The organism is Streptomyces sp. NPDC048106, assembly GCF_040706415.1.
In the GTDB taxonomy this organism is placed as follows: Bacteria; Actinomycetota; Actinomycetes; order Streptomycetales; family Streptomycetaceae; genus Streptomyces.
Genome location: NZ_JBEZND010000059.1, coordinates 16,650 through 34,997, shown reverse-complemented (window position 1 = coordinate 34,997; position 18,348 = coordinate 16,650). Strand labels below are relative to the sequence as shown.

The following is an 18,348-nucleotide window of genomic DNA, read 5'->3' as shown; positions in this document are numbered from 1 at the left end:
CGGCCCGGCTGGGGGCGCGGCCCGGACTCACGCCCAGGCGGGCCGGTCCGAACCCAGGGGCGCCGGGGGCCGGGCCCAGTCGGCGGGCCCGCCCGCGAAGTCGACCGGGGAGCGGGCGTACCGCAGCCGGCCGAGGGGACCGTCAGCCTCGGCGAGCCAGGCGTCCGGGGCTTCTTGTGACGGGCCGTTCGTCTTCGGGCCGTCCGTCTCCGCGCCGTCCGCCTTCGGGCCGTCCGCCTTCGGGCCGTCCGTCTCCGCGCCGTCCGCCTTCGGGCCGTCCGTCTCCGCGCCGTCCGCCTTCGCGCCGTCCGCCTTCGGGCCGTCCGTCTCCGGCTTGGCGAACCGCGCCCCCTCCGTCAGCCAGTGCGCCGTGCGGGCCAGCGCCAGCCGGACCGAGCGGCTCCCGCCGTCCTGCGACCGCTCGGTCAGCGCCCGCAGGACGGCCGCCGCCAGCAGATAGCCGGTGCCGTGGTCCAGGGCCTGCGCGGGCAGCGCGCCGGGCCGCTCCGCCGAGCCCTCGGTCGCCGCGATGCCGGTGGCGACCTGCACCAGGCTGTCGAAGCCGCGCCGCTCGCCCCAGGGCCCGTACGCGCCCCAGGCCGACACCTGCGCCACCACCAGGCCGGGGTGCCGCTCGGCCAGCGCCTCGGGGGAGAGGCCGAAGCGGTCGAGCGCGCCCGGCCGGTAGCCGGTGACCACGACGTCCGCCCCGGCCAGCAGTTCCTCGAAGGTGTCCCGCTCCGCGGCCAGGTCCAGGTTCGCGGAGCGCTTGCCGAAGCCCGTGTCGGCGTGCTGGTCGGGGAGTTCGGGCAGCCAGGGCGCGTCGACGCGCAGGACGTCCGCGCCCAGCAGGGCGAGGGTGCGGGTGGCGACCGGACCCGCCAGGACCCGGGTCAGGTCCAGCACGCGCACCCCGGCCGCGGGCAGCAGCGGGGCGGCGGCCGGGTCGAGCGGCGGGAGCGGGCGTGCGGGGGCCGTGCCGAGCCGCGCGCGCTCCACCAGGGGCCGGGCGGCCACCCGCGCGGCCTGTTCCGTCGCCCGCCACTCCTCGGGGGTGCGCAGGGCCACCGCGAGGCCCCCGGCGGCGTAGACCCTCTCCTCGGTGCCTACGGCGGTGCGTTCGGCGAGCAGGGCGGCCACGTCCTCGGGCGCGGCGTCCTCGGGCAGGCCCAGCGCGTCGAGCAACCGGGCCCGGTGGTGCGGGTAGTTGGCGTGGGTGCGCACCCAGCCGTCGGCCGTGCGCCACAGCCGCGACAGCGGCGCGAAGGAGACCGGCGCCCGCCCGTCCACCCGCAGCAGCCGCTCACTGTGGAACGCCGCCGCCACGGCGCCGTCGTCGACGCGCACGCCGGGCACCTCGCCGCGCCCGGTCCGGTGGGCCCCCAGCTCGGCGGCGGCCAGGGCACACGCCCCGGCGCACGCCCGCGCGAGCTGTCGTACGGGGAGGCGGGCCGGGAGAGTCCCGGGCCGCTCGACCGTCGTCACCCGGGAGAGCGGGGCGGGGTCGCCGCCCAGCGCGGTCCATGCGAACGCGATATTCGTCATGACTGCACTATGCACTATTGATTCGATCAACCCTTGTCTGTATCAGGGGCCGGCCAGTACAGATTCAGCTCCCTGCGTACGTCGGACGGCCGCAGCCGCCGGCCCTGGGCGAGCGCCCGGTCGGCGACGTACCGGGGCCCCGCGCCCCGGTAGGCGCGCAGGGGTATCCGCCGGCCGGGCGGCGACGTCGGCCGCGGCCGGGAGACCCGCCGGGTCCGGCGGGCAATCGCCCTGTCGACGCGTGCGCGGTAGTAGTCCGCGTCCCCTTCGTGGCGCACCTCGCGCAGCCCCACGTACCAGGAGGGCAGCGACATCGGGCCCGTCAGCAGGTCGCCCTGCCGCTCGGCCGCCCGCTCGGCCAGCTCGCTGAACGCCGTGACGACGTCCATCACCGCCGCCCAGGCCATCACGGCGCCGAAGATCAGCACGCACAGCAGCACATGCACGGGCCAGTAGAGAAGGCTCGCCACGAAACGCACGGCGAGCCATCCCCGGTGCCGCGCGGGCGGCGGCTCCCAAGCCGCCGGATCCTCGAAGGAGTTCATGGCCGGATCACGCCGTACGGGCGGGTGGCCCGATTCGCTCGGTCCCCCGCCCGTACAGGGGCTCTATCCGGTCACCGCGGCCAGTGCGTCGACCATGCCCCGGCCGTAGAAACCGTTGCGGTTCGCCGGGCCCTCGCACACCGCGTCGACCTTGCCGTCACCGTTGATGTCGTACGGGTCCGTGCACGGCGTGGCGTCGGCCTCGGCGTACAGAAGAGCCTTGACCAGGGCGGGGGACGCGCCCGGATGGGTTGACTTGATCAATGCGGCGACACCGGCCACGTGCGGGGTCGCCATGGACGTCCCGCCCATGTAGCCCCACTTGCCGCCCGGCAGCGGGCCCAGGATGAGGCCGCTGGTCGCCGGGGGCGCGGGCGCCTGGTAGACCGTCGAGTCACCGCCGGGCGCGGCGATGTCGACGACGCCCCGGCCGTAGCTGGAGTACGACGCCTTGAGCCCCTTCGCGCCGGTCGCCGCGACCGTCACGACCCCCGGCAACTGGGTCGGTATGTCGAAGCACTGGTGCGGATCGATCACCCGGGAGGACGGGGTGCCGTCGTTCGGCGAGTCCGGATCGGTGATCGAGTCGGACGCGAGGTCGACGTTCTCGTTGCCCGCCGCCGCGATGTTGACCGTGCCCCGCCGCTCCGCGTACCGCGAGGCCCGGCCGACGGCGTCCACGAGGGCCTTCTGGTCCGGGTCGGTGGTGCAGTTGAAGAGCCAGGGATCGGTGAAGTAGCTGTTGTTGGTCACGTCGACGTGGTGCTCGGCCGCCCAGACGAAGCCGCAGACCACGGACTCGGTGTAGAAGTACCCGTCCGGATCGGCGACCTTGATGCCGGCCACCCTGACGCCCGGCGCCACGCCCGTCATGCCGACGCCGTTCCGCGCGGCCGCGATCTCGCCCGCCACATGCGTGCCGTGCGGGCTCTCCGAGGCGCTGGGGCGCCAGGCGCCGTCGGCCGTGTCCGGCTTGCCGGACACGCAGTTGACGGAGGCGGCGCGGTCGAAGTTGGGCGCGATGTCCGGGTGGGTGTCGTCCACGCCGGTGTCGATGACCGCGACGGTGACGTCGGGGCTGCCCAGCGTCTTCTCGTGCGCCTTGTCCGCCTTGATGGCGGGCAGGTCCCACTGGAGCGGCTCCAGCGGGTCCTGGCCCCCGGTCGCCGCCGCGCCGGCCGCGGCCGCCTGCGCGGCGCCGAGCACCTGCGGCGCGCCCATGTCCGCGGTGGACGCGGCGGCCAGCGGGGTGTGCCGCGTGGCACCGGCCGAGGCCACCCCGGGCACCGCGCGCATCAGCCGGGCGAAGTCCGGGTTCGCGGAGTGCGCGACGAGCACGCCGATCCGGTCGTAGCCGGCCACCAGGGTCCCGCCGGCGCGGGTGATCTCCCGGCGCACCGACGCGAGCGTGCGGGCGTCGGTGCGGGTGTTGACCACGTACGACAGGTTCGGACCGGTCGCCGCCGAGGCCGCGGCGGCCGAGGTCCCCGCCGCCGAGGTCCCCGCTGCCGGGGTCCCGGACGCCTGCGTCCCGGCCGTGGCGGGTGCCGCGGCGGGCGCGGCCGAGGCCGCCGCGGGCAGGAAGCCGAGCGAGGCGGTCAGCGACAGCACGACCGGCACGGCGAGCGACGGCCGGCGTCTGGGGTGCGGATGAGCCATGGGTTCTCCACTTCATCCCGATACGAAGCCTGCCCGAGACACGCGGCGGTGCTCGGGCAGGTGCATGGCGAGTGGTGCAGGGCGGAACGTAACCCGTCGCCTCTGTGACCGGCAATGACATCGCGATGACTCAATCAGACCGCTTGCGAAAGAACTCATAGGACTAGAACCGGTCTTCGCGTGGCGCCGTGGACCTGGGCCGGGAGCGCTAGCACCATCGAGCCCCCGGCCGCCCTGTCCGACCGCACCCACGAGGAGAACCCGTGGCCACCGAGACACCGCCCCCCGCGACACCGGGGGTCCCCCTTCCCGCCACCGAGGAGTTCACCGAAGTGCAGCAGAGCGCGGACTTCGGTGAACTGCGCCGCGCGCACCGCTCGTTCGCCTTTCCGCTGACCGTGGCCTTCATCGCCTGGTACCTGCTGTACGTCCTGCTCTCCAACTACGCCGACGGCTTCATGAGCACCAAGGTCGCGGGCAACGTCAACGTCGCCCTCGTCCTCGGACTCGCCCAGTTCCTCACCACCTTCCTCATCGCCTGGTGGTACGCCCGGTACGCCGCGACCGCGCTCGACCCGAGGGCGAAGGCCATCAAGACCCGCATGGAGGGCGCAGAATGAGCCCCGCGACCCGCCACGCCCTGCTGGCCGCCGGCGCGGCGAGCGAGCACCGGACGCTGATCGTCACCCTGTTCGCCGTCTTCGTCGCCGCCACGCTCGTCATCACCGTATGGGCGGGCCGGCAGACCAAGGACGCCGCCGACTTCTACGCCGGCGGACGCCAGTTCACCGGCTTCCAGAACGGCCTCGCCGTCTCCGGCGACTACATGTCCGCCGCGTCCTTCCTCGGCATCGCCGGCGCCATCGCCCTCTTCGGCTACGACGGCTTCCTCTACTCCATCGGCTTCCTGGTCGCCTGGCTCGTCGCCCTGCTCCTGGTCGCCGAACCGCTGCGCAACTCCGGCCGCTACACGATGGGCGACGTACTCGCCTACCGGCTGCGCCGGCGCCCCGTCCGCACGGCCGCCGGCGTCTCGACCATCGTGGTGTCGATCTTCTACCTGCTCGCCCAGATGGCCGGCGCGGGCGTGCTGGTCTCCCTGCTCCTCGGCATCACCAGCGACCTGGGCGAGATCGGCATCGTCGCCCTGGTCGGCGTCCTGATGATCGTGTACGTCACCGTCGGCGGCATGAAGGGCACCACCTGGGTCCAGATGGTCAAGGCGGTGCTGCTGATGACCGGCGCCCTGCTGCTGACCTTCCTGGTCCTCCTGAAGTTCCACTTCGACGTCTCGGAGCTGCTCGGCAGGGCCGCCGACAACAGCGGCAAGGGCACGTCGTTCCTGGAGCCCGGCCTGAAGTACGGCGCCACCGGCACCACCAAGCTCGACTTCCTCTCCCTCGGCCTCGCCCTGGTCCTGGGCACCGCGGGCCTGCCGCACATCCTGATCCGCTTCTACACGGTGCCCACCGCGAAGGCCGCCCGGCAGTCGGTGATCTGGGCGATCGGCCTGATCGGCGTCTTCTACCTGATGACCCTCGCCCTGGGCTTCGGCGCCGCCGCGCTGATCGGACCGGCGGAGATCACCGCCTCCAACAAGGCGGGAAACACCGCCGCCCCGCTGCTCGCCCTGCACCTCGGCGGGACCGACTCCACCTGGGGCGCCGTCCTGCTCGCCACCATCTCCGCCGTCGCCTTCGCCACCATCCTCGCCGTCGTCGCCGGCCTCACCCTCGCCTCGTCCTCCTCCTTCGCGCACGACATCTACGCGAACGTCATCAGGAAGGGGCAGGCCACCGAGCGGCAGGAACTGGGCGCGGCCCGCTGGGCCACCGTCGGCATCGGCGCGGTCTCCATCGTCCTCGGCACCCTGTCCCGCCAGCTCAACGTGGCCGGCCTGGTGGCGCTCGCCTTCGCCGTCGCCGCGTCCGCGAACCTGCCGACGATCCTCTACAGCCTCTTCTGGAAGCGGTTCACCACCGCGGGCGCCCTGTGGTCGATCTACGGCGGCCTGGTCACCGCGGTCGGCCTCGTGCTCTTCTCCCCGGTGGTCTCCGGCAGCCCGGCCTCGATGTTCCCCGGCGCCGACTTCCACTGGTTCCCGCTGGAAAACCCCGGGATCGTCTCCATCCCCGTCGGATTCCTGCTCGGCGCCGCGGGCACCCTGCTGTCCAAGGAGGCGCCGGACGCCGGCAAGTACGCGGAACTGGAGGTGCGCTCCCTGACCGGGACGGGCGCGCACTGACACGCCGTACGACCGGCCGCGTCCCCGGGGCCGTACGGTCCCGCGGCGCGGCCGCCGGCCCCTCGTCCGAGCGGCCGATGTCGTTGTCAGCGACGTCACGTAGGCTCGCAGATGACACGAGGAACACCGATGCTCACGGGAGGGGGCCCACGTGCTCATCGACACGTACGGCCGCGCGGCCACCGACCTCAGGGTCTCGCTGACCGACCGGTGCAATCTGCGCTGCACGTACTGCATGCCCGAGGAGGGCCTGCAGTGGCTGGCCAAGCCCGACCTGCTCACGGATGACGAGATCGTGCGCCTCGTCGACATCGCGGTGCGCCTGCTCGGCATCGAGGAGGTCCGCTTCACCGGCGGCGAGCCCCTGCTGCGCCCCGGCCTGGTCGGCATCGTCGAGCGCGTCGCGGCCCTCGAACCGCGCCCGCGGACGTCCCTCACCACCAACGGCATCGGCCTCGGCCGCACCGCCGCCGCCCTGAAGTCGGCGGGCCTGGACCGGGTCAATGTCTCGCTGGACACCCTGCGCCCCGACGTCTTCAAGGCCCTCACCCGCCGCGACCGGCACAAGGACGTCCTCGAAGGACTCCGCGCCGCCCGTGCGGCGGGCCTCGCCCCCGTCAAGGTCAACACCGTGCTGATGCCGGGACTCAATGAGGACGAGGCCCCCGACCTGCTGGCCTGGGCGGTCGAACACGGCTATGAGCTGCGGTTCATCGAGCAGATGCCACTGGACGCCCAGCACGGCTGGAAGCGCGAGGGCATGATCACCGCCGGCGACATCCTCGCCTCGCTGCGCACCCGCTTCGACCTCACCCCCGAGGACGCCGGCGAGCGCGGCTCGGCACCGGCGGAGCGCTGGCTGGTGGACGGCGGCCCGCACCGGGTCGGCGTGATCGCCTCGGTCACCCGCCCGTTCTGCGCGGCCTGCGACCGCACCCGGCTGACCGCCGACGGCCAGATACGCACCTGCCTGTTCGCCACCGAGGAGACCGACCTGCGCGGCGCGCTGCGCTCCGGCGCGCCCGACGAGGAGATCGCCCGCATCTGGCGCCTGGCGATGTGGGGCAAGAAGGCGGGCGCGGGCCTGGACGACCCGTCCTTCATCCAGCCGGACCGCCCTATGTCGGCGATCGGCGGCTGACCGGCGGCCGCCCGGCGGGCGTCAACTCCCGCTCCGCTCCCACTCCTCCAGCGGGACGACGTCCTTCAGGAATCCCCGCACGCCCAGGAACTCCGACAGATGCTCGCGGTGCTCCTCGCAGGCGAGCCAGGTCTTGCGCCGCTCCGGCGTGTGGATCTTCGGGTTGTTCCAGGCCAGCACCCACACGGCGGCGGTGCGGCAGCCCTTGGCGGAACAGATGGGGGTCTCGTCACTCACAGGTTCGTCTCACCGGATCGGGCGCAAACGAGGCGACGCCGAGCAGCCACGGGGGGAGCTGCCCGGCGTCGGTCCGTCGCTCCGACGGGGGATGCGGAGCGCTTACGCAGTATGTCACGGCCGACCCGCTGCCCGGCACCGGAACTGCGTGATTGATTTTGAGCTTTTCTTGAGCATGAACGGTGTCCGCCGTCCGCTTCCGCCGCGTCAGCCCTGATCACGCGGGGTCTGCTCGTCCTCCCCGCGCGGCGTCCCGATCATCGGGCGCACGGGCGCGGTGACGAACGTCGAGGGCAGGGAGGGCGGCCGCTCACGGCCCGCGTTCGCGACCACCACGGCGATGTAGGGCAGGATCGCGCCGGCCACCAATGCCACGATGGCAAAGGGACGTTCAACATTCCACAACGTAGCGGCGAGGATCACCGCCACCGTGCGGATCGCCATCGAGATGACGTACCGCCGCTGCCGTCCGCGCACGTCCTCGGCGAGACCGGTCCGGGCCCCGGTGATCCGGAACACCTGGCCACCGTCGCCGTGCTGTTTCCGCATCACTTTCACCATCCGCCCGTATCGGACCCTCCCGGTCCGCACCCACGTCCACCCCCGGCGCGGAAGCCGGTGCCGGGACACGTCCTACGGTACGCCGCGGCCGCGCGGCCGACGAGACCGGGTCGCCCCCTGCCCCGCCGCGCCACCTCGGCCGTACGGGGGCACCCGGCATGCGCCCCACCGCGCACCGGCCGACACTGACGTCAGGTTCACGTGGATCCGGACGAGGAGGCAGACATGGGCTGGCTGTGGGCGATCATCGTGGGATTCGTACTGGGTGTGATCGCCAAGGCGGTCATCCCCGGCAAGCAGCACAGCCCCCTGTGGCTGACCACCATCTGCGGCATCCTCGGCGCCATCGCGGGCAACGCGCTCGCCCGCGCCCTGAACGTCGCGGAGACCCGGGGCATCGACTGGAGCCGCCACATCTTCCAACTGGTGGCCGCGATCATCATCGTCGCCGTGGTGGACGCTCTCTACGTGGCGACGCTGGGCAAGCGGAAACGCCGCCGGGTGTGAGCGCCCGAAAGGGGCGCGAGCCGCGGTGACCCGCGATCCGCGCCCCACCGGATCAGCCGGCGACGACCTCCACCGCCGCCAGATTCCGCTTGCCGCGCCGCAGCACCAGCCACCGCCCGTCCAGCAGGTCCCCGGCCGAGGCCACCGCGTCCTCGGAGGCCACCTTCACGTTGTTCACGTAGGCGCCCCCCTCCTTCACGGTCCGCCGCGCGGCGGACTTGCTCGCCACCAGACCCACCTCCGCGAACAGGTCCACCACGGACCCCAGCTCGGTGACCTGGATGTGCGGCACCTCGGACAGCGCCGCCGCCAGCGTCCGGCCGTCCAGCTCCGCCAGCTCGCCCTGCCCGAACAGGGCCTTCGACGCGGCGATCACCGCGGCCGTCTGCCCGGCCCCGTGCACCAGCGTGGTCAGCTCCTCGGCCAGCGCCCGCTGCGCCGCCCGCGCCTGCGGCCGCTCCTCGGTCAGCCGCTCCAGCTCCTCGATCTCCTCATGGGACTTGAAGCTGAAGATACGCAGGAACTTCGACACGTCCCGGTCGTCCGCGTTGAACCAGAACTGGTAGAACGCGTACGGCGTGGTCATCTCGGCGTCGAGCCACACCGTGCCGGACTCGGTCTTGCCGAACTTCGTGCCGTCCGCCTTGGTGATCAGCGGGGTGCCCAGCGCGTGCACCACGGCGTCCGGCTCGACCCGGTGGATCAGGTCGGTGCCCGAGGTCAGGTTGCCCCACTGGTCGCTGCCGCCGGTCTGGAGCGTGCAGCCGTACCGCCGGTACAGCTCCAGGAAGTCCATGCCCTGGAGGATCTGGTAGCTGAACTCGGTGTAGCTGATGCCCGCGTCGGAGTTGAGCCGCCGGGAGACGGCCTCCTTGGCGATCATCTTGTTGACCCGGAAGTGCTTGCCGATGTCCCGCAGGAACTCGATGGCCGACAGGCCCTGGGTCCAGTCCAGGTTGTTGACCATCACCGCGGCATGCGGACCCTCGAAGTCCAGCAGCGGCGCGATCTGACCGCGCAGCCGCTCCACCCACTCGGCGACGGTCTCCGGCGCGTTCAGCGTGCGCTCGGCGGTCGGCTTCGGGTCGCCGATCAGACCGGTCGCACCCCCGACCAGGCCCAGCGGGCGGTGGCCCGCCTGCTGGATGCGGCGCATCGTCAGGATCTGCACGAGGTTGCCGAGGTGCAGACTGGGCGCGGTCGGGTCGAAGCCGCAATAGAACGTGACGGGACCGTCCGCGAACGCCTTGCGCAATGCGTCCTCGTCCGTGGAGAGGGCGATGAGCCCACGCCACTTCAGCTCGTCGACGATGTCCGTCACGGTTCTCGTGTCTCCTTGATGTCCTCGGGCGGTCGGGTGACAGCCGACTACGAGGTTATACGCCCTGGCTGACAGAACTCATGTTGAAATCGGGGACCCGCAGCGGCGGCATCGCGGCCCTGGTGAACCAGTCGCCCCACTCGCGCGGCAGCGTCTTCTCCGTGCGGCCCGCCTCGATCGTCCGGCGCAGCAGGTCCACCGGCGACTCGTTGAACCGGAAGTTGTTCACCTGCCCGGTCACCTCGCCGTTCTCCACCAGGTAGACGCCGTCCCGGGTCAGACCGGTGAGCAGCAGCGTCGCCGGGTCGACCTCGCGGATGTACCACAGGCAGGTCAGCAGCAGCCCGTGCTCGGTGTCCGCGACCATCTCGTCCAGGGAGCGGTTGCCGCCGTCCAGGATCAGGTTGTCCGGGGCCGGGGTGACCGGCAGCCCGGTCAGGGCGGCGCTGTGCCGGGTCGTCGTCAGGTTCCGGAGCACGCCCCGCTGGATCCAGTCGGTGGCCGGCGCCGGCAGCCCGTTGTCGAACACCGACTGGTCGCCGCCCGAGGAGTGGGCGATCACGAAGGGTGCGCACTCCAGACCGGGCTCGTTCGGGTCGCTGCGCAGGGTCAGGGGCAGCTCGGAGAGCCGCTCGCCGAGCCGGGTGCCGCCGCCGGGCCTGGAGAACACCGTGCGGCCCTCCGCGGCGTCCCGGCCCGAGGCCGACCAGAGCTGGTAGACGAGCAGGTCCGCCACCGCGGTCGGCGGCAGCAGCGTCTCGTAGCGGCCCGCGGGCAGCTCCACGCGCCGCCGCGCCCAGCCCAGGCGCGCGGCCAGCTCGGCGTCCATCGCGGCCGGGTCGACGTCCTTGAAGTCCCGCGTGGCGCGCCCGGCCCACGCGGAGCGGGTGCGGTCCGGCGACTTGGCGTTCAGCTCCAGCGTGCCGGTCGGCTGGTCGTGCCGCAGCCGCAGCCCGGTGGAGGTGCCCAGGTAGCTCGACACCATCTCGTGGTTGGCGAAGCCGTACAGCTCCCGGTCGCCGGCCCGCGCGCGGGCGAAGGCCTCGCCGAGCGCGGGGGCGAAGTCGGCGAACACCGCGGAGGAGGTCTCGGCGGGCGCGTCCGTGAAGTCGGGCGCCGCGGGCACGTCCGTGACCAGCGGCCGCGCGTCCTCGGCGGGCCCGGCCCCGCGCGCCGCGGCCTCGGCGGCCCGCACCAGCGGCTCCAGCTCCTCGGCTGTCACCGCCGACCGGGAGACGACCCCGGAGGCGGTGCCCTGCCGGCCGTCCACGGTCGCGATCACCGTGAGACTGCGGCCCCGCGTCACCCCGTTCGTGGTGAGCGCGTTGCCCGCCCAGCGCAGGTTGGCGGTGGAGCGCTCGTCGGCGATGACGACGCACCCGTCCGCCCGGGACAGCGCGAGGGCCCGTTCGACGATCTCGTGCGGCTTGTTGGTACGGGCGTTCATCGGCCGGCCTCCTGCGTGGTGTTCAGAATGTTGACGCCCCGGAAGAGCGCGGAGGGGCACCCGTGGGAGACCGCGGCCACCTGGCCCGGCTGGGCCTTGCCGCAGTTGAAGGCGCCGCCCAGGACGTACGTCCCCGGGCCGCCGACCGCCGCCATCGACCCCCAGAAGTCGGTCGTCGTGGCCTGGTAGGCGACGTCCTTCAGCTGCCCGGCGAGCCGCCCGTTCTCGATCCGGAAGAAGCGCTGCCCGGTGAACTGGAAGTTGTAGCGCTGCATGTCGATCGACCACGAGCGGTCCCCGACCACGTAGATGCCCCGCTCCACGCCGCCGATCAGATCCTCGGTGGACAGCCCGGCCGGATCCGGGCGCAGCGACACGTTGGCCATGCGCTGCACCGGCACATGGGCGGGGGAGTCGGCGTACGCGCACCCGTTGGACCGCTCGAACCCGGTCAGCCGGGCGATCCTGCGGTCGAGCTGGTAGCCGACCAGCGTGCCGTCCTTCACCAGGTCCCAGGACTGCGCCTCGACGCCCTCGTCGTCGTACCCGATGGTGGCCAGGCCGTGCTCGGCGGTGCGGTCACCGGTGACGTTCATCAGCTCGGAGCCGTACCTCAGCTTGCCCAGCTGGTCGAAGGTGGCGAAGGAGGTGCCGGCGTAGGCGGCCTCGTAGCCGAGCGCCCGGTCCAGCTCGGTGGCGTGCCCGACGGACTCGTGGATGGTCAGCCACAGGTTGGACGGGTCGACCACCAGGTCGTACAGGCCCGGCTCCACGCTCGGTGCCCGCATCTTCTCGGCCAGCAGCTCCGGGATCCGGGCCAGCTCGTCGTCCCAGTCCCAGCCGGTCCCGGTCAGGTACTCCCAGCCGCGCCCGGCCGGCGGCGCCAGCGTCCGCATCGAGTCGAACTCCCCGCTGGACTCGTCCACCGAGACCGCGGTCAGCTCGGGGTGCAGCCGCACCCGCTGCTGGGTCGTGACCGTTCCGGCCGTGTCTGCGTAGAACTTGTTCTCGTGCACGGTGAGCAGCGAGGCGTCCACATGGCTCACCCCGTCGGCCGCCAGCAGCCGCGCGCTCCAGTCCGCGAGCAGCGCCGCCTTCTCCTCGGCCGGCACCGAGAACGGATCGATCTCGTACGACGACACCCACGTGCGCTCGGCGTGCACCGGCTCGTGCGCCAGCTCCACCCGCTCGTCCGTCCCGGCGGCCCTGATCACCTGCGCGGACAGCTTGGCCATGGCGACCGCCTGCGAGGCGACCCGGGCCGCCGCGTCCAGCGTCAGATCGACCCCGGAGGCGAAACCCCACGTGCCGCCGTGCACGACCCGGACCGCGTACCCGAGGTCGGTGGTGTCCGAGGAACCCGCGGCCCGGGCGTCCCGCAGCCGCAGGGCCGCGCTGCGCACCCGCTCGAACCGGAAGTCCGCGTGCTCGGCCCCGAGCGAGCGCGCGCGGGCGAGCGCGGCGTCGGCGAGGGACCTCAGTGGAAGCGCCGTGAAGGCTTCGTCGATGGAATGAGGCACGGAGCTCTCCCTGCTGTCGTGGCCTGTCGGCTCCGATCATGGCCTGTGCGCGGCCCCCCGGACCACACACCTTTCGGACCCGCACCCCGCGATTCTGTAGGGACCCGACAGTGACGGTCCCGCGCCACTGTCGGTGCCCGAATGCCCACGGACGCGGTCGTACCGATAGGTTTTCGATGAAGCCGCCTGTCATCCAGGTGTTCGGGCGGGTTGTGGGACCTCTAGCAGACCGCTATCGAAAGGGTGATCCGTTGAGCCGCTCGGTTCTCGTCACCGGAGGCAACCGGGGCATCGGCCTCGCCATCGCCCGCGTTTTCGCCGACGCCGGCGACAAGGTCGCGATCACGTACCGCTCGGGCGAGCCGCCGGCCGGCTTCCTCGCGGTCAAGTGCGACATCACCGACCCCGAGCAGGTGGAGCAGGCCTACAAGGAGATCGAGGACCAGCACGGTCCCGTCGAGGTGCTCGTCGCCAACGCCGGCATCACCAAGGACCAGCTCCTGATGCGCATGTCCGAGGAGGACTTCACCTCGGTCATCGACACCAACCTCACCGGCACCTTCCGCGTCGTCAAGCGCGCCAACCGCGGCATGCTGCGCGCCAAGAAGGGCCGCGTGGTCCTGATCTCCTCCGTGGTCGGCCTGCTCGGCTCGGCGGGGCAGGCGAACTACGCCGCCTCCAAGGCCGCCCTGGTCGGCTTCGCGCGCTCCCTCGCCCGTGAGCTGGGCTCGCGCAACATCACCTTCAACGTCGTCGCGCCCGGTTTCGTCGACACCGACATGACCAAGGTGCTCAGCGACGAGCAGCGTCAGGGCATCGTGTCGCAGGTGCCGCTCGGCCGGTACGCGCAGCCGGAGGAGATCGCCGCGGCGGTCCGGTTCCTCGCGTCCGACGACGCCTCGTACATCACTGGAGCCGTCATCCCCGTTGACGGCGGACTGGGAATGGGTCACTGAACACCATGAGCGGAATTCTCGAGGGCAAGCGCGTCCTGATCACCGGCGTGCTGATGGAGTCCTCCATCGCCTTCCACGCGGCCAAGCAGGCCCAGGAGCAGGGCGCCGAGATCATCCTGACCGCATTCCCGCGGCCCACCCTGACCGAGCGCATCGCCAAGAAGCTGCCGAAGCCGGCCAAGGTCATCGAGCTGGACGTGACCAACGAGGAGCACCTCGGGCGCCTCGCCGACCTCGTGGGCGAGGAGCTGGGCGGCCTCGACGGCGTCGTGCACTCCATCGGCTTCGCCCCGCAGGACGCGCTCGGCGGCAACTTCCTCAACACGCCGTTCGAGTCGGTGGCCACCGCCATGCACGTCTCGGCGTTCTCCCTGAAGTCGCTGACCATGGCCTGCCTGCCGCTGATGCAGAACGGCGGCTCGGTCGTCGGCCTCACCTTCGACGCCCAGTACGCCTGGCCGCAGTACGACTGGATGGGCCCGGCCAAGGCCGCCCTGGAGGCGACCAGCCGCTACCTGGCGCGTGACCTCGGCAAGCAGAACATCCGCTGCAACCTGATCTCGGCGGGCCCGATCGGCTCCATGGCCGCCAAGTCCATCCCGGGCTTCAGCGAGCTGGCCTCCGTGTGGGACAGCCGCGCCCCGCTGGAGTGGGACCTGAAGGACCCGGAGCCGGCCGGCAAGGGCATCGTCGCCCTGCTCAGCGACTGGTTCCCGAAGACCACGGGCGAGATCGTCCACGTGGACGGCGGTCTGCACGCCATCGGCGCCTGAGCGCTGCCGACCGGCTGAAACCCGCTGACGGCGTCACGACAGGGCCCGCACCCCGCCCGGGGTGCGGGCCTTCGTCGTACCGGCGTCGTCCTTCCCCGGTGCCGCCGGGTGCCGTCACCCGTTCGGCTCACCGGTCGGGCGCGCCACCACCCATGTGGCGCACCCTGAAGACGCGCCCGTCCGGCGCATCCCCCCGCAGCCGGGCCGAGGAGGTTCCCTTGTGCGCCTGTCCCGCTGCCTGGCCCCGCTGACCGTGGCCGTCGCCCTCGTGCTCGCCCTGCCCTACGACGCGACGCCCCACGCCCGCGCGAGCGCGGGGCCGCCCGCGCCGAGCCTGTTCGGGGCCGCCTGCCGGACGGCGGTGCGCGGCTCCCATGTGGAGGCGTACTGCCACAACCCCTATGCCGACACCGACCGGCTGCGCCTGCACATCGAGTGCGCCCGCTGGTGGGACATCGACACCGACAGCGCGCCGGTGGACGCCGAGCCCGCCCTGACGGTACGGCTCACCGGGCGCTGCTGGAAGGAGGTCGGCTCGGCATGGATCAGCCACCAGAAGGTGCGCTGAACCAACCGGTCCGTCAGCCGGTGCCGGGCCGCCCCGGACGGCACTGGAAGGGGTAGCTCGCCGCCTCCCGCGCCGCCGCCTCGGTGTCGCCCGTGCGGATCGCGTCCATCAGGCGGGAGTGGTCCATGTGCGCCTCCGGCGTCATGTCGGCGCCGACGTCCGCGCGCAGCGCGTCCCGCAGCAGCTCGCCCAGGTCGGCGTACATCGCCGTCATGACCTCGTTGTGGGACGCGGCCACCACGGCCAGGTGGAAGGTGGCGTCCGCGGTCACGAAGGTCTCCGCCTCACCGCTCTCCCAGGCCTCCTCGCGTCGTACCAGCAGCGCGTCCAACTGCTTGAGGTCCTTCTCGGTGCGCCGCTCGGCGGCGAGCTTGGCCGCGGCGGACTCCAGGGTGGCGCGCAGCTCGGCGATGTGCCGGGGGTCCGCGTCGGCGAACCGCAGGTGCATCACGCCGGCCAGCTCGCTGGTCGCCACCACGTAGGTCCCCGAGCCCTGCCGGATGTCCAGCATCCCGTTGTGGGCGAGCGCGCGCACGGCCTCACGGACCGTGTTGCGGGCGACGCCGAGCTGCTCGACCAGCTCGGGCTCGGTCGGGATGCGGGAGCCGACCGGCCACTCACCGGTGGCGATCTGGTTGCGCAGTTCGGCGATCACCTGCTCGGAGAGGGCCGAACGGCGCGGGTGGCTCAGAGGCATAAAACACCTTCGCGCGACAGGCCGGGGCGCACGCGCTCCGGGAGTTCCGGGAATGGACAACCAATCATCCTATGATTCTATGATGAGCCCCATGGCTAGCGAGGAAACACCGGCAACGGACACCCGTACGGCGGTGTCACCGACCGGCCGCGAGACGTCCACCCCGGCAAGCGCGCCCGGGACGACCCCCCGGACGGGCCCCGAGCGCGCGTGGGTGACCCGCCTGGTGGTCGTCGGCATCATGCTGGCCGCGGTCAACCTCCGCCCGGCCATCACCAGCCTCGGCGCCCTCCTGGAGGAGGTCCGCGACGGGCTCGGCATGAGCGGCAGCGTGGCCGGGCTGCTCACCTCCGTGCCCCCGCTGTGCTTCGCCGTCTTCGGCGTGACGGCGCCCCGCCTGGCGCGCCGCTTCGGACCGGCCGCCGTGGTGTGCGGCGGCATGGTCGCGATCTGCGCGGGCCTGCTGATACGGCCGTACGCCGGCGGCACCGCCGGATTCCTGGCCGCGAGCGCGCTCGCGCTGATGGGCATCGCCGTCAGCAACGTGCTGATGCCGGTCATCGTCAAGCGCTGGTTCCCCGACCGGGTCGGCTCCATGACCGGCCTGTACTCGATGGTCCTCGCCCTCGGCACATCCCTTCCGGCCGCGGTGACGGTCCCGCTGACCCACGCCATGGGGGGCGGCTGGAAGCCGGGGCTCGCGGTGTGGGCGGTGCTCGCGGCGGTGGCGGTGGTGCCCTGGGCGCCGCTGGTCCGGGAGGGCCGGGAGGGCCGGGACGGGCGGGCCGCCCGGCCGGCCTCGGCGCCGGAGCCGGCCGAGGGCGAGCAGCCCCCGCTGCGGATCGCCCGCAGCCGCACCGCCTGGGCGCTCGCCGTCTTCTTCGGCCTCCAGGCCACCGCCGCCTACATCACCATGGGCTGGATGGCGCAGATCTTCCGGGACGCGGGAGTGCCGGCCGGCACCGCGGGTCTGCTGCTCGCCGTCACGATGGTGATGGGCGTGCCGCTGGCCTTCGTCATTCCGCGGATCGCCACCCGGCTGCCCCACCAGGGCCCGATCGTGCTGGTCCTGGGCGTGTGTGGCCTCGCCGGATACACCGGGCTGTACCTCGCCCCGGCCGCCGGCGCCTGGGCCTGGGCGGTGCTGCTCGGCATCGCCAACTGCGCCTTCCCGCTGGCGCTGACGATGGTCGGCATGCGCGCCCGCAGCGCTCCCGGCGTGGCCCAGTTGTCCGCCTTCGCGCAGAGCACCGGCTATCTGATCTCCATCCCCGGCCCGCTGCTGGTCGGCGTGCTCTACCAGCACAGCGGCGGCTGGGGCCTGCCGATCGCCCTGATGGCGGCCCTCATGGTGCCCGAGATGCTGGTGGGCTACCTGGCGGGCCGCGACCGCACGGTCGAGGAGGAGGCCGCGGCGCGCTGACCCCCGCGCACGGACGCCGGGGGAGGGGTGCGAGACTGTGGGCATGCAGCCTGTGCTCGACCCGAACCCCCGCAACGGTCAGAAGAAGATGCTGCTCGTCTTCGGCTCCTTCTTCGCGATCTTCCTCGTCATCGCCATCGTCGCGATCATCGCGTCCCCGTGACGCCGCCCGCTCACACCCCCCGCCACCAGGCGTTTCCGGCGGATGGTGGGGCCGGCCCCCCTGTCCCCTAGGGGGCAGGGCTCAGGGGTAACTGGGTGGAAAACCTGATGGGTTGGCGCCCATGGGTTCCGTACCTTCGAGTGGTGACCGCGGTGGCGGTCACGCGGACCCGCTCAAGGATCACGGAGGCGATCATGCCCGCCCGCACCCCCTTCCGGACCCACCCGGCGACCACGGGCGGCGTCGACATCCGGCTGCGCTGGTGGGCTCTCGCGCTGCCCGTGCTCGCCTTCGGCATCCTCTTCCTGCTGATACTGAACCCCTCGGACGCGCACGCGGCGAACGCGGACCCGGCGATAGCCCACCTCGTCGAGCGCGCACAGCGACTGCTCATGCGCTGACCGGAAGCCGCCTGACATGGCGAATTCGCATGTCAACTCCCTGCGCCCCATGGCCTGTTTCATGCGAAGCTGGGACGCATGAGCGTCGCAGAACCCCGCAGGATCGCCCTTTTCCGGCATGCGAAAGCCGACTGGCCACAGGTGACCGACCACGAGCGCCCGCTCGCCGAGCGGGGCCGTAAGGACGCGGCCGTCGCCGGGCGCAAGCTGACCGACTCCGGCCTCTCCTTCGACCTGGCCCTGTGCTCCACCGCGACCCGGACCCGTGAGACCTGGAAACTCGCCGTCCACGAACTGGCACACCGGCCGAAGACCGTCTACGAGGAGCGGATCTACGAGGCCTCCCCGGGCCAGCTCATCGCCCTGCTGAACGAAGTCCCGGACGAGGTCGGCACCCTGATCCTGATCGGCCACAACCCGGGAGTCCACGGCCTGGCCGAGATCCTGGCCGGCTCGGCCGACGGTGACGCCCGCGACCGGATGAACCGGCGCGGCTTCCCCGCCGCCGCCTTCGCCCTGCTGTCCTTCGAGGGCCCCTGGAAGAGCCTGGAGCCGGGCGTGGCCACGTTGACGGACTACTGGGCGCCTTCGGAGTGACCTCCGGGTGACCTGGGGTGACCTCGGAGCGAGGGAACACCG

General features: G+C 72.4%; 20 protein-coding genes. 11 read left to right on the top strand and 9 right to left on the bottom strand.

What is annotated here, in order from left to right; translation table 11 throughout:
* Positions 1–27: 27 nt before the first annotated feature.
* The 3 genes from AB0927_RS37630 to AB0927_RS37620 form a co-directional block, all read right to left on the bottom strand.
* Positions 28–1,545: a CoA transferase gene (locus AB0927_RS37630; protein ID WP_366672340.1), complete on the bottom strand. Its 1,518-nt coding sequence runs from the start codon at positions 1,543–1,545 to the stop codon at positions 28–30.
* Positions 1,546–1,571: 26 nt separating this feature from the next.
* Positions 1,572–2,090: a hypothetical protein gene (locus AB0927_RS37625; RefSeq protein ID WP_366672339.1), complete on the bottom strand. Its 519-nt coding sequence runs from the start codon at positions 2,088–2,090 to the stop codon at positions 1,572–1,574.
* A gap of 63 nt (positions 2,091–2,153) precedes the next feature.
* Positions 2,154–3,749 carry a S8 family serine peptidase gene (locus AB0927_RS37620; protein ID WP_366672338.1) on the bottom strand — a complete coding sequence of 532 codons (1,596 nt, stop codon included), beginning with the start codon at positions 3,747–3,749 and terminating at the stop codon, positions 2,154–2,156.
* 263 nt (positions 3,750–4,012) lie between these two features.
* Between AB0927_RS37620 and AB0927_RS37615 the strand changes: the two genes are divergently transcribed.
* From AB0927_RS37615 to moaA, 3 genes are all read left to right on the top strand, one after another.
* Complete coding sequence (locus AB0927_RS37615; RefSeq protein WP_366672337.1) at positions 4,013–4,369, top strand: DUF485 domain-containing protein; 357 nt, start codon at positions 4,013–4,015, stop codon at positions 4,367–4,369.
* A complete protein-coding gene (locus AB0927_RS37610) occupies positions 4,366–5,994 on the top strand; it encodes a cation acetate symporter (RefSeq protein ID WP_366672336.1) in 1,629 nt (542 codons plus the stop codon). Before AB0927_RS37615 ends, AB0927_RS37610 begins: the two co-directional genes overlap by 4 nt.
* A gap of 151 nt (positions 5,995–6,145) precedes the next feature.
* Entirely contained in the window at positions 6,146–7,135 is a 990-nt protein-coding gene (gene moaA / locus AB0927_RS37605; protein WP_366672335.1) for a GTP 3',8-cyclase MoaA, read from the top strand.
* Positions 7,136–7,156: 21 nt separating this feature from the next.
* Here moaA and AB0927_RS37600 read toward each other — a convergent pair whose 3' ends face one another.
* On the bottom strand, positions 7,157–7,372 hold the full coding sequence (locus AB0927_RS37600; protein WP_366672334.1) for a hypothetical protein: 216 nt from the start codon (positions 7,370–7,372) through the stop codon (positions 7,157–7,159).
* Between the two features lie 207 nt (positions 7,373–7,579).
* The gene (locus AB0927_RS37595) at positions 7,580–7,921 is read right to left on the bottom strand and encodes a DUF3099 domain-containing protein (RefSeq protein ID WP_366672353.1); all 342 of its coding nucleotides are present in this window, start codon (positions 7,919–7,921) and stop codon (positions 7,580–7,582) included.
* Positions 7,922–8,158: 237 nt separating this feature from the next.
* Here AB0927_RS37595 and AB0927_RS37590 point away from each other — a divergent pair, with 237 nt between their 5' ends.
* Positions 8,159–8,440: a GlsB/YeaQ/YmgE family stress response membrane protein gene (locus tag AB0927_RS37590; protein WP_366672333.1), complete on the top strand. Its 282-nt coding sequence runs from the start codon at positions 8,159–8,161 to the stop codon at positions 8,438–8,440.
* A 52-nt stretch (positions 8,441–8,492) separates the two neighbouring features.
* Here AB0927_RS37590 and tyrS read toward each other — a convergent pair whose 3' ends face one another.
* From tyrS to AB0927_RS37575, 3 genes are read right to left on the bottom strand one after another with little or no spacing between them, the layout of a single operon-like run.
* Positions 8,493–9,761: a tyrosine--tRNA ligase gene (tyrS, locus tag AB0927_RS37585; RefSeq protein ID WP_366672332.1), complete on the bottom strand. Its 1,269-nt coding sequence runs from the start codon at positions 9,759–9,761 to the stop codon at positions 8,493–8,495.
* Between the two features lie 55 nt (positions 9,762–9,816).
* Positions 9,817–11,208, bottom strand: a complete 1,392-nt coding sequence (locus AB0927_RS37580; RefSeq protein ID WP_366672331.1) for a TldD/PmbA family protein — start codon at positions 11,206–11,208, stop codon at positions 9,817–9,819.
* Positions 11,205–12,728, bottom strand: a complete 1,524-nt coding sequence (locus AB0927_RS37575; RefSeq protein ID WP_366672330.1) for a TldD/PmbA family protein — start codon at positions 12,726–12,728, stop codon at positions 11,205–11,207. The genes AB0927_RS37580 and AB0927_RS37575 overlap by 4 nt, the downstream gene beginning before the upstream one ends.
* 251 nt (positions 12,729–12,979) lie before the next feature.
* Here AB0927_RS37575 and fabG point away from each other — a divergent pair, with 251 nt between their 5' ends.
* The 3 genes from fabG (at position 12,980) to AB0927_RS37560 (ending at position 15,025) form a co-directional block, all read left to right on the top strand.
* The gene (gene fabG, locus AB0927_RS37570; RefSeq protein ID WP_285553462.1) at positions 12,980–13,684 is read left to right on the top strand and encodes a 3-oxoacyl-[acyl-carrier-protein] reductase; all 705 of its coding nucleotides are present in this window, start codon (positions 12,980–12,982) and stop codon (positions 13,682–13,684) included.
* Positions 13,685–13,689: 5 nt separating this feature from the next.
* The gene (gene fabI, locus AB0927_RS37565; protein ID WP_366672329.1) at positions 13,690–14,457 is read left to right on the top strand and encodes an enoyl-ACP reductase FabI; all 768 of its coding nucleotides are present in this window, start codon (positions 13,690–13,692) and stop codon (positions 14,455–14,457) included.
* 220 nt (positions 14,458–14,677) lie between these two features.
* On the top strand, positions 14,678–15,025 hold the full coding sequence (locus AB0927_RS37560; protein WP_366672328.1) for a hypothetical protein: 348 nt from the start codon (positions 14,678–14,680) through the stop codon (positions 15,023–15,025).
* Positions 15,026–15,038: 13 nt separating this feature from the next.
* Here the strand turns inward: AB0927_RS37560 and AB0927_RS37555 are convergent, their stop codons facing one another.
* Entirely contained in the window at positions 15,039–15,722 is a 684-nt protein-coding gene (locus tag AB0927_RS37555; protein ID WP_366672327.1) for a FadR/GntR family transcriptional regulator, read from the bottom strand.
* A 91-nt stretch (positions 15,723–15,813) separates the two neighbouring features.
* Between AB0927_RS37555 and AB0927_RS37550 the strand changes: the two genes are divergently transcribed.
* The 4 genes from AB0927_RS37550 (at position 15,814) to AB0927_RS37535 (ending at position 18,306) form a co-directional block, all read left to right on the top strand.
* The gene (locus AB0927_RS37550) at positions 15,814–17,145 is read left to right on the top strand and encodes a CynX/NimT family MFS transporter (protein ID WP_366672326.1); all 1,332 of its coding nucleotides are present in this window, start codon (positions 15,814–15,816) and stop codon (positions 17,143–17,145) included.
* 43 nt (positions 17,146–17,188) lie between these two features.
* A complete protein-coding gene (locus tag AB0927_RS37545) occupies positions 17,189–17,308 on the top strand; it encodes an SGM_5486 family transporter-associated protein (protein WP_366672325.1) in 120 nt (39 codons plus the stop codon).
* Between the two features lie 194 nt (positions 17,309–17,502).
* Positions 17,503–17,709 carry a hypothetical protein gene (locus tag AB0927_RS37540; RefSeq protein ID WP_366672324.1) on the top strand — a complete coding sequence of 69 codons (207 nt, stop codon included), beginning with the start codon at positions 17,503–17,505 and terminating at the stop codon, positions 17,707–17,709.
* Positions 17,710–17,787: 78 nt separating this feature from the next.
* Positions 17,788–18,306: a histidine phosphatase family protein gene (locus tag AB0927_RS37535; RefSeq protein WP_366672323.1), complete on the top strand. Its 519-nt coding sequence runs from the start codon at positions 17,788–17,790 to the stop codon at positions 18,304–18,306.
* Positions 18,307–18,348 lie beyond the last annotated feature (42 nt).

Bases quoted from the DNA above. Each gene is read 5' to 3' on its own strand.
- fabI (WP_366672329.1), top strand. From the start codon at position 13,690: ATGAGCGGAATTCTCGAGGGCAAGCGCGTCCTGATCACCGGCGTGCTG.
- AB0927_RS37610 (WP_366672336.1), top strand. From the start codon at position 4,366: ATGAGCCCCGCGACCCGCCACGCCCTGCTGGCCGCCGGCGCGGCGAGC.
- AB0927_RS37540 (WP_366672324.1), top strand. From the start codon at position 17,503: ATGCCCGCCCGCACCCCCTTCCGGACCCACCCGGCGACCACGGGCGGC.
- AB0927_RS37595 (WP_366672353.1), bottom strand. From the start codon at position 7,921: ATGCGGAAACAGCACGGCGACGGTGGCCAGGTGTTCCGGATCACCGGG.
- AB0927_RS37580 (WP_366672331.1), bottom strand. From the start codon at position 11,208: ATGAACGCCCGTACCAACAAGCCGCACGAGATCGTCGAACGGGCCCTC.
- AB0927_RS37550 (WP_366672326.1), top strand. From the start codon at position 15,814: ATGGCTAGCGAGGAAACACCGGCAACGGACACCCGTACGGCGGTGTCA.
- AB0927_RS37535 (WP_366672323.1), top strand. From the start codon at position 17,788: ATGAGCGTCGCAGAACCCCGCAGGATCGCCCTTTTCCGGCATGCGAAA.
- AB0927_RS37625 (WP_366672339.1), bottom strand. From the start codon at position 2,090: ATGAACTCCTTCGAGGATCCGGCGGCTTGGGAGCCGCCGCCCGCGCGG.
- AB0927_RS37545 (WP_366672325.1), top strand. From the start codon at position 17,189: ATGCAGCCTGTGCTCGACCCGAACCCCCGCAACGGTCAGAAGAAGATG.
- AB0927_RS37590 (WP_366672333.1), top strand. From the start codon at position 8,159: ATGGGCTGGCTGTGGGCGATCATCGTGGGATTCGTACTGGGTGTGATC.
- AB0927_RS37630 (WP_366672340.1), bottom strand. From the start codon at position 1,545: ATGACGAATATCGCGTTCGCATGGACCGCGCTGGGCGGCGACCCCGCC.
- AB0927_RS37620 (WP_366672338.1), bottom strand. From the start codon at position 3,749: ATGGCTCATCCGCACCCCAGACGCCGGCCGTCGCTCGCCGTGCCGGTC.
- AB0927_RS37555 (WP_366672327.1), bottom strand. From the start codon at position 15,722: ATGCCTCTGAGCCACCCGCGCCGTTCGGCCCTCTCCGAGCAGGTGATC.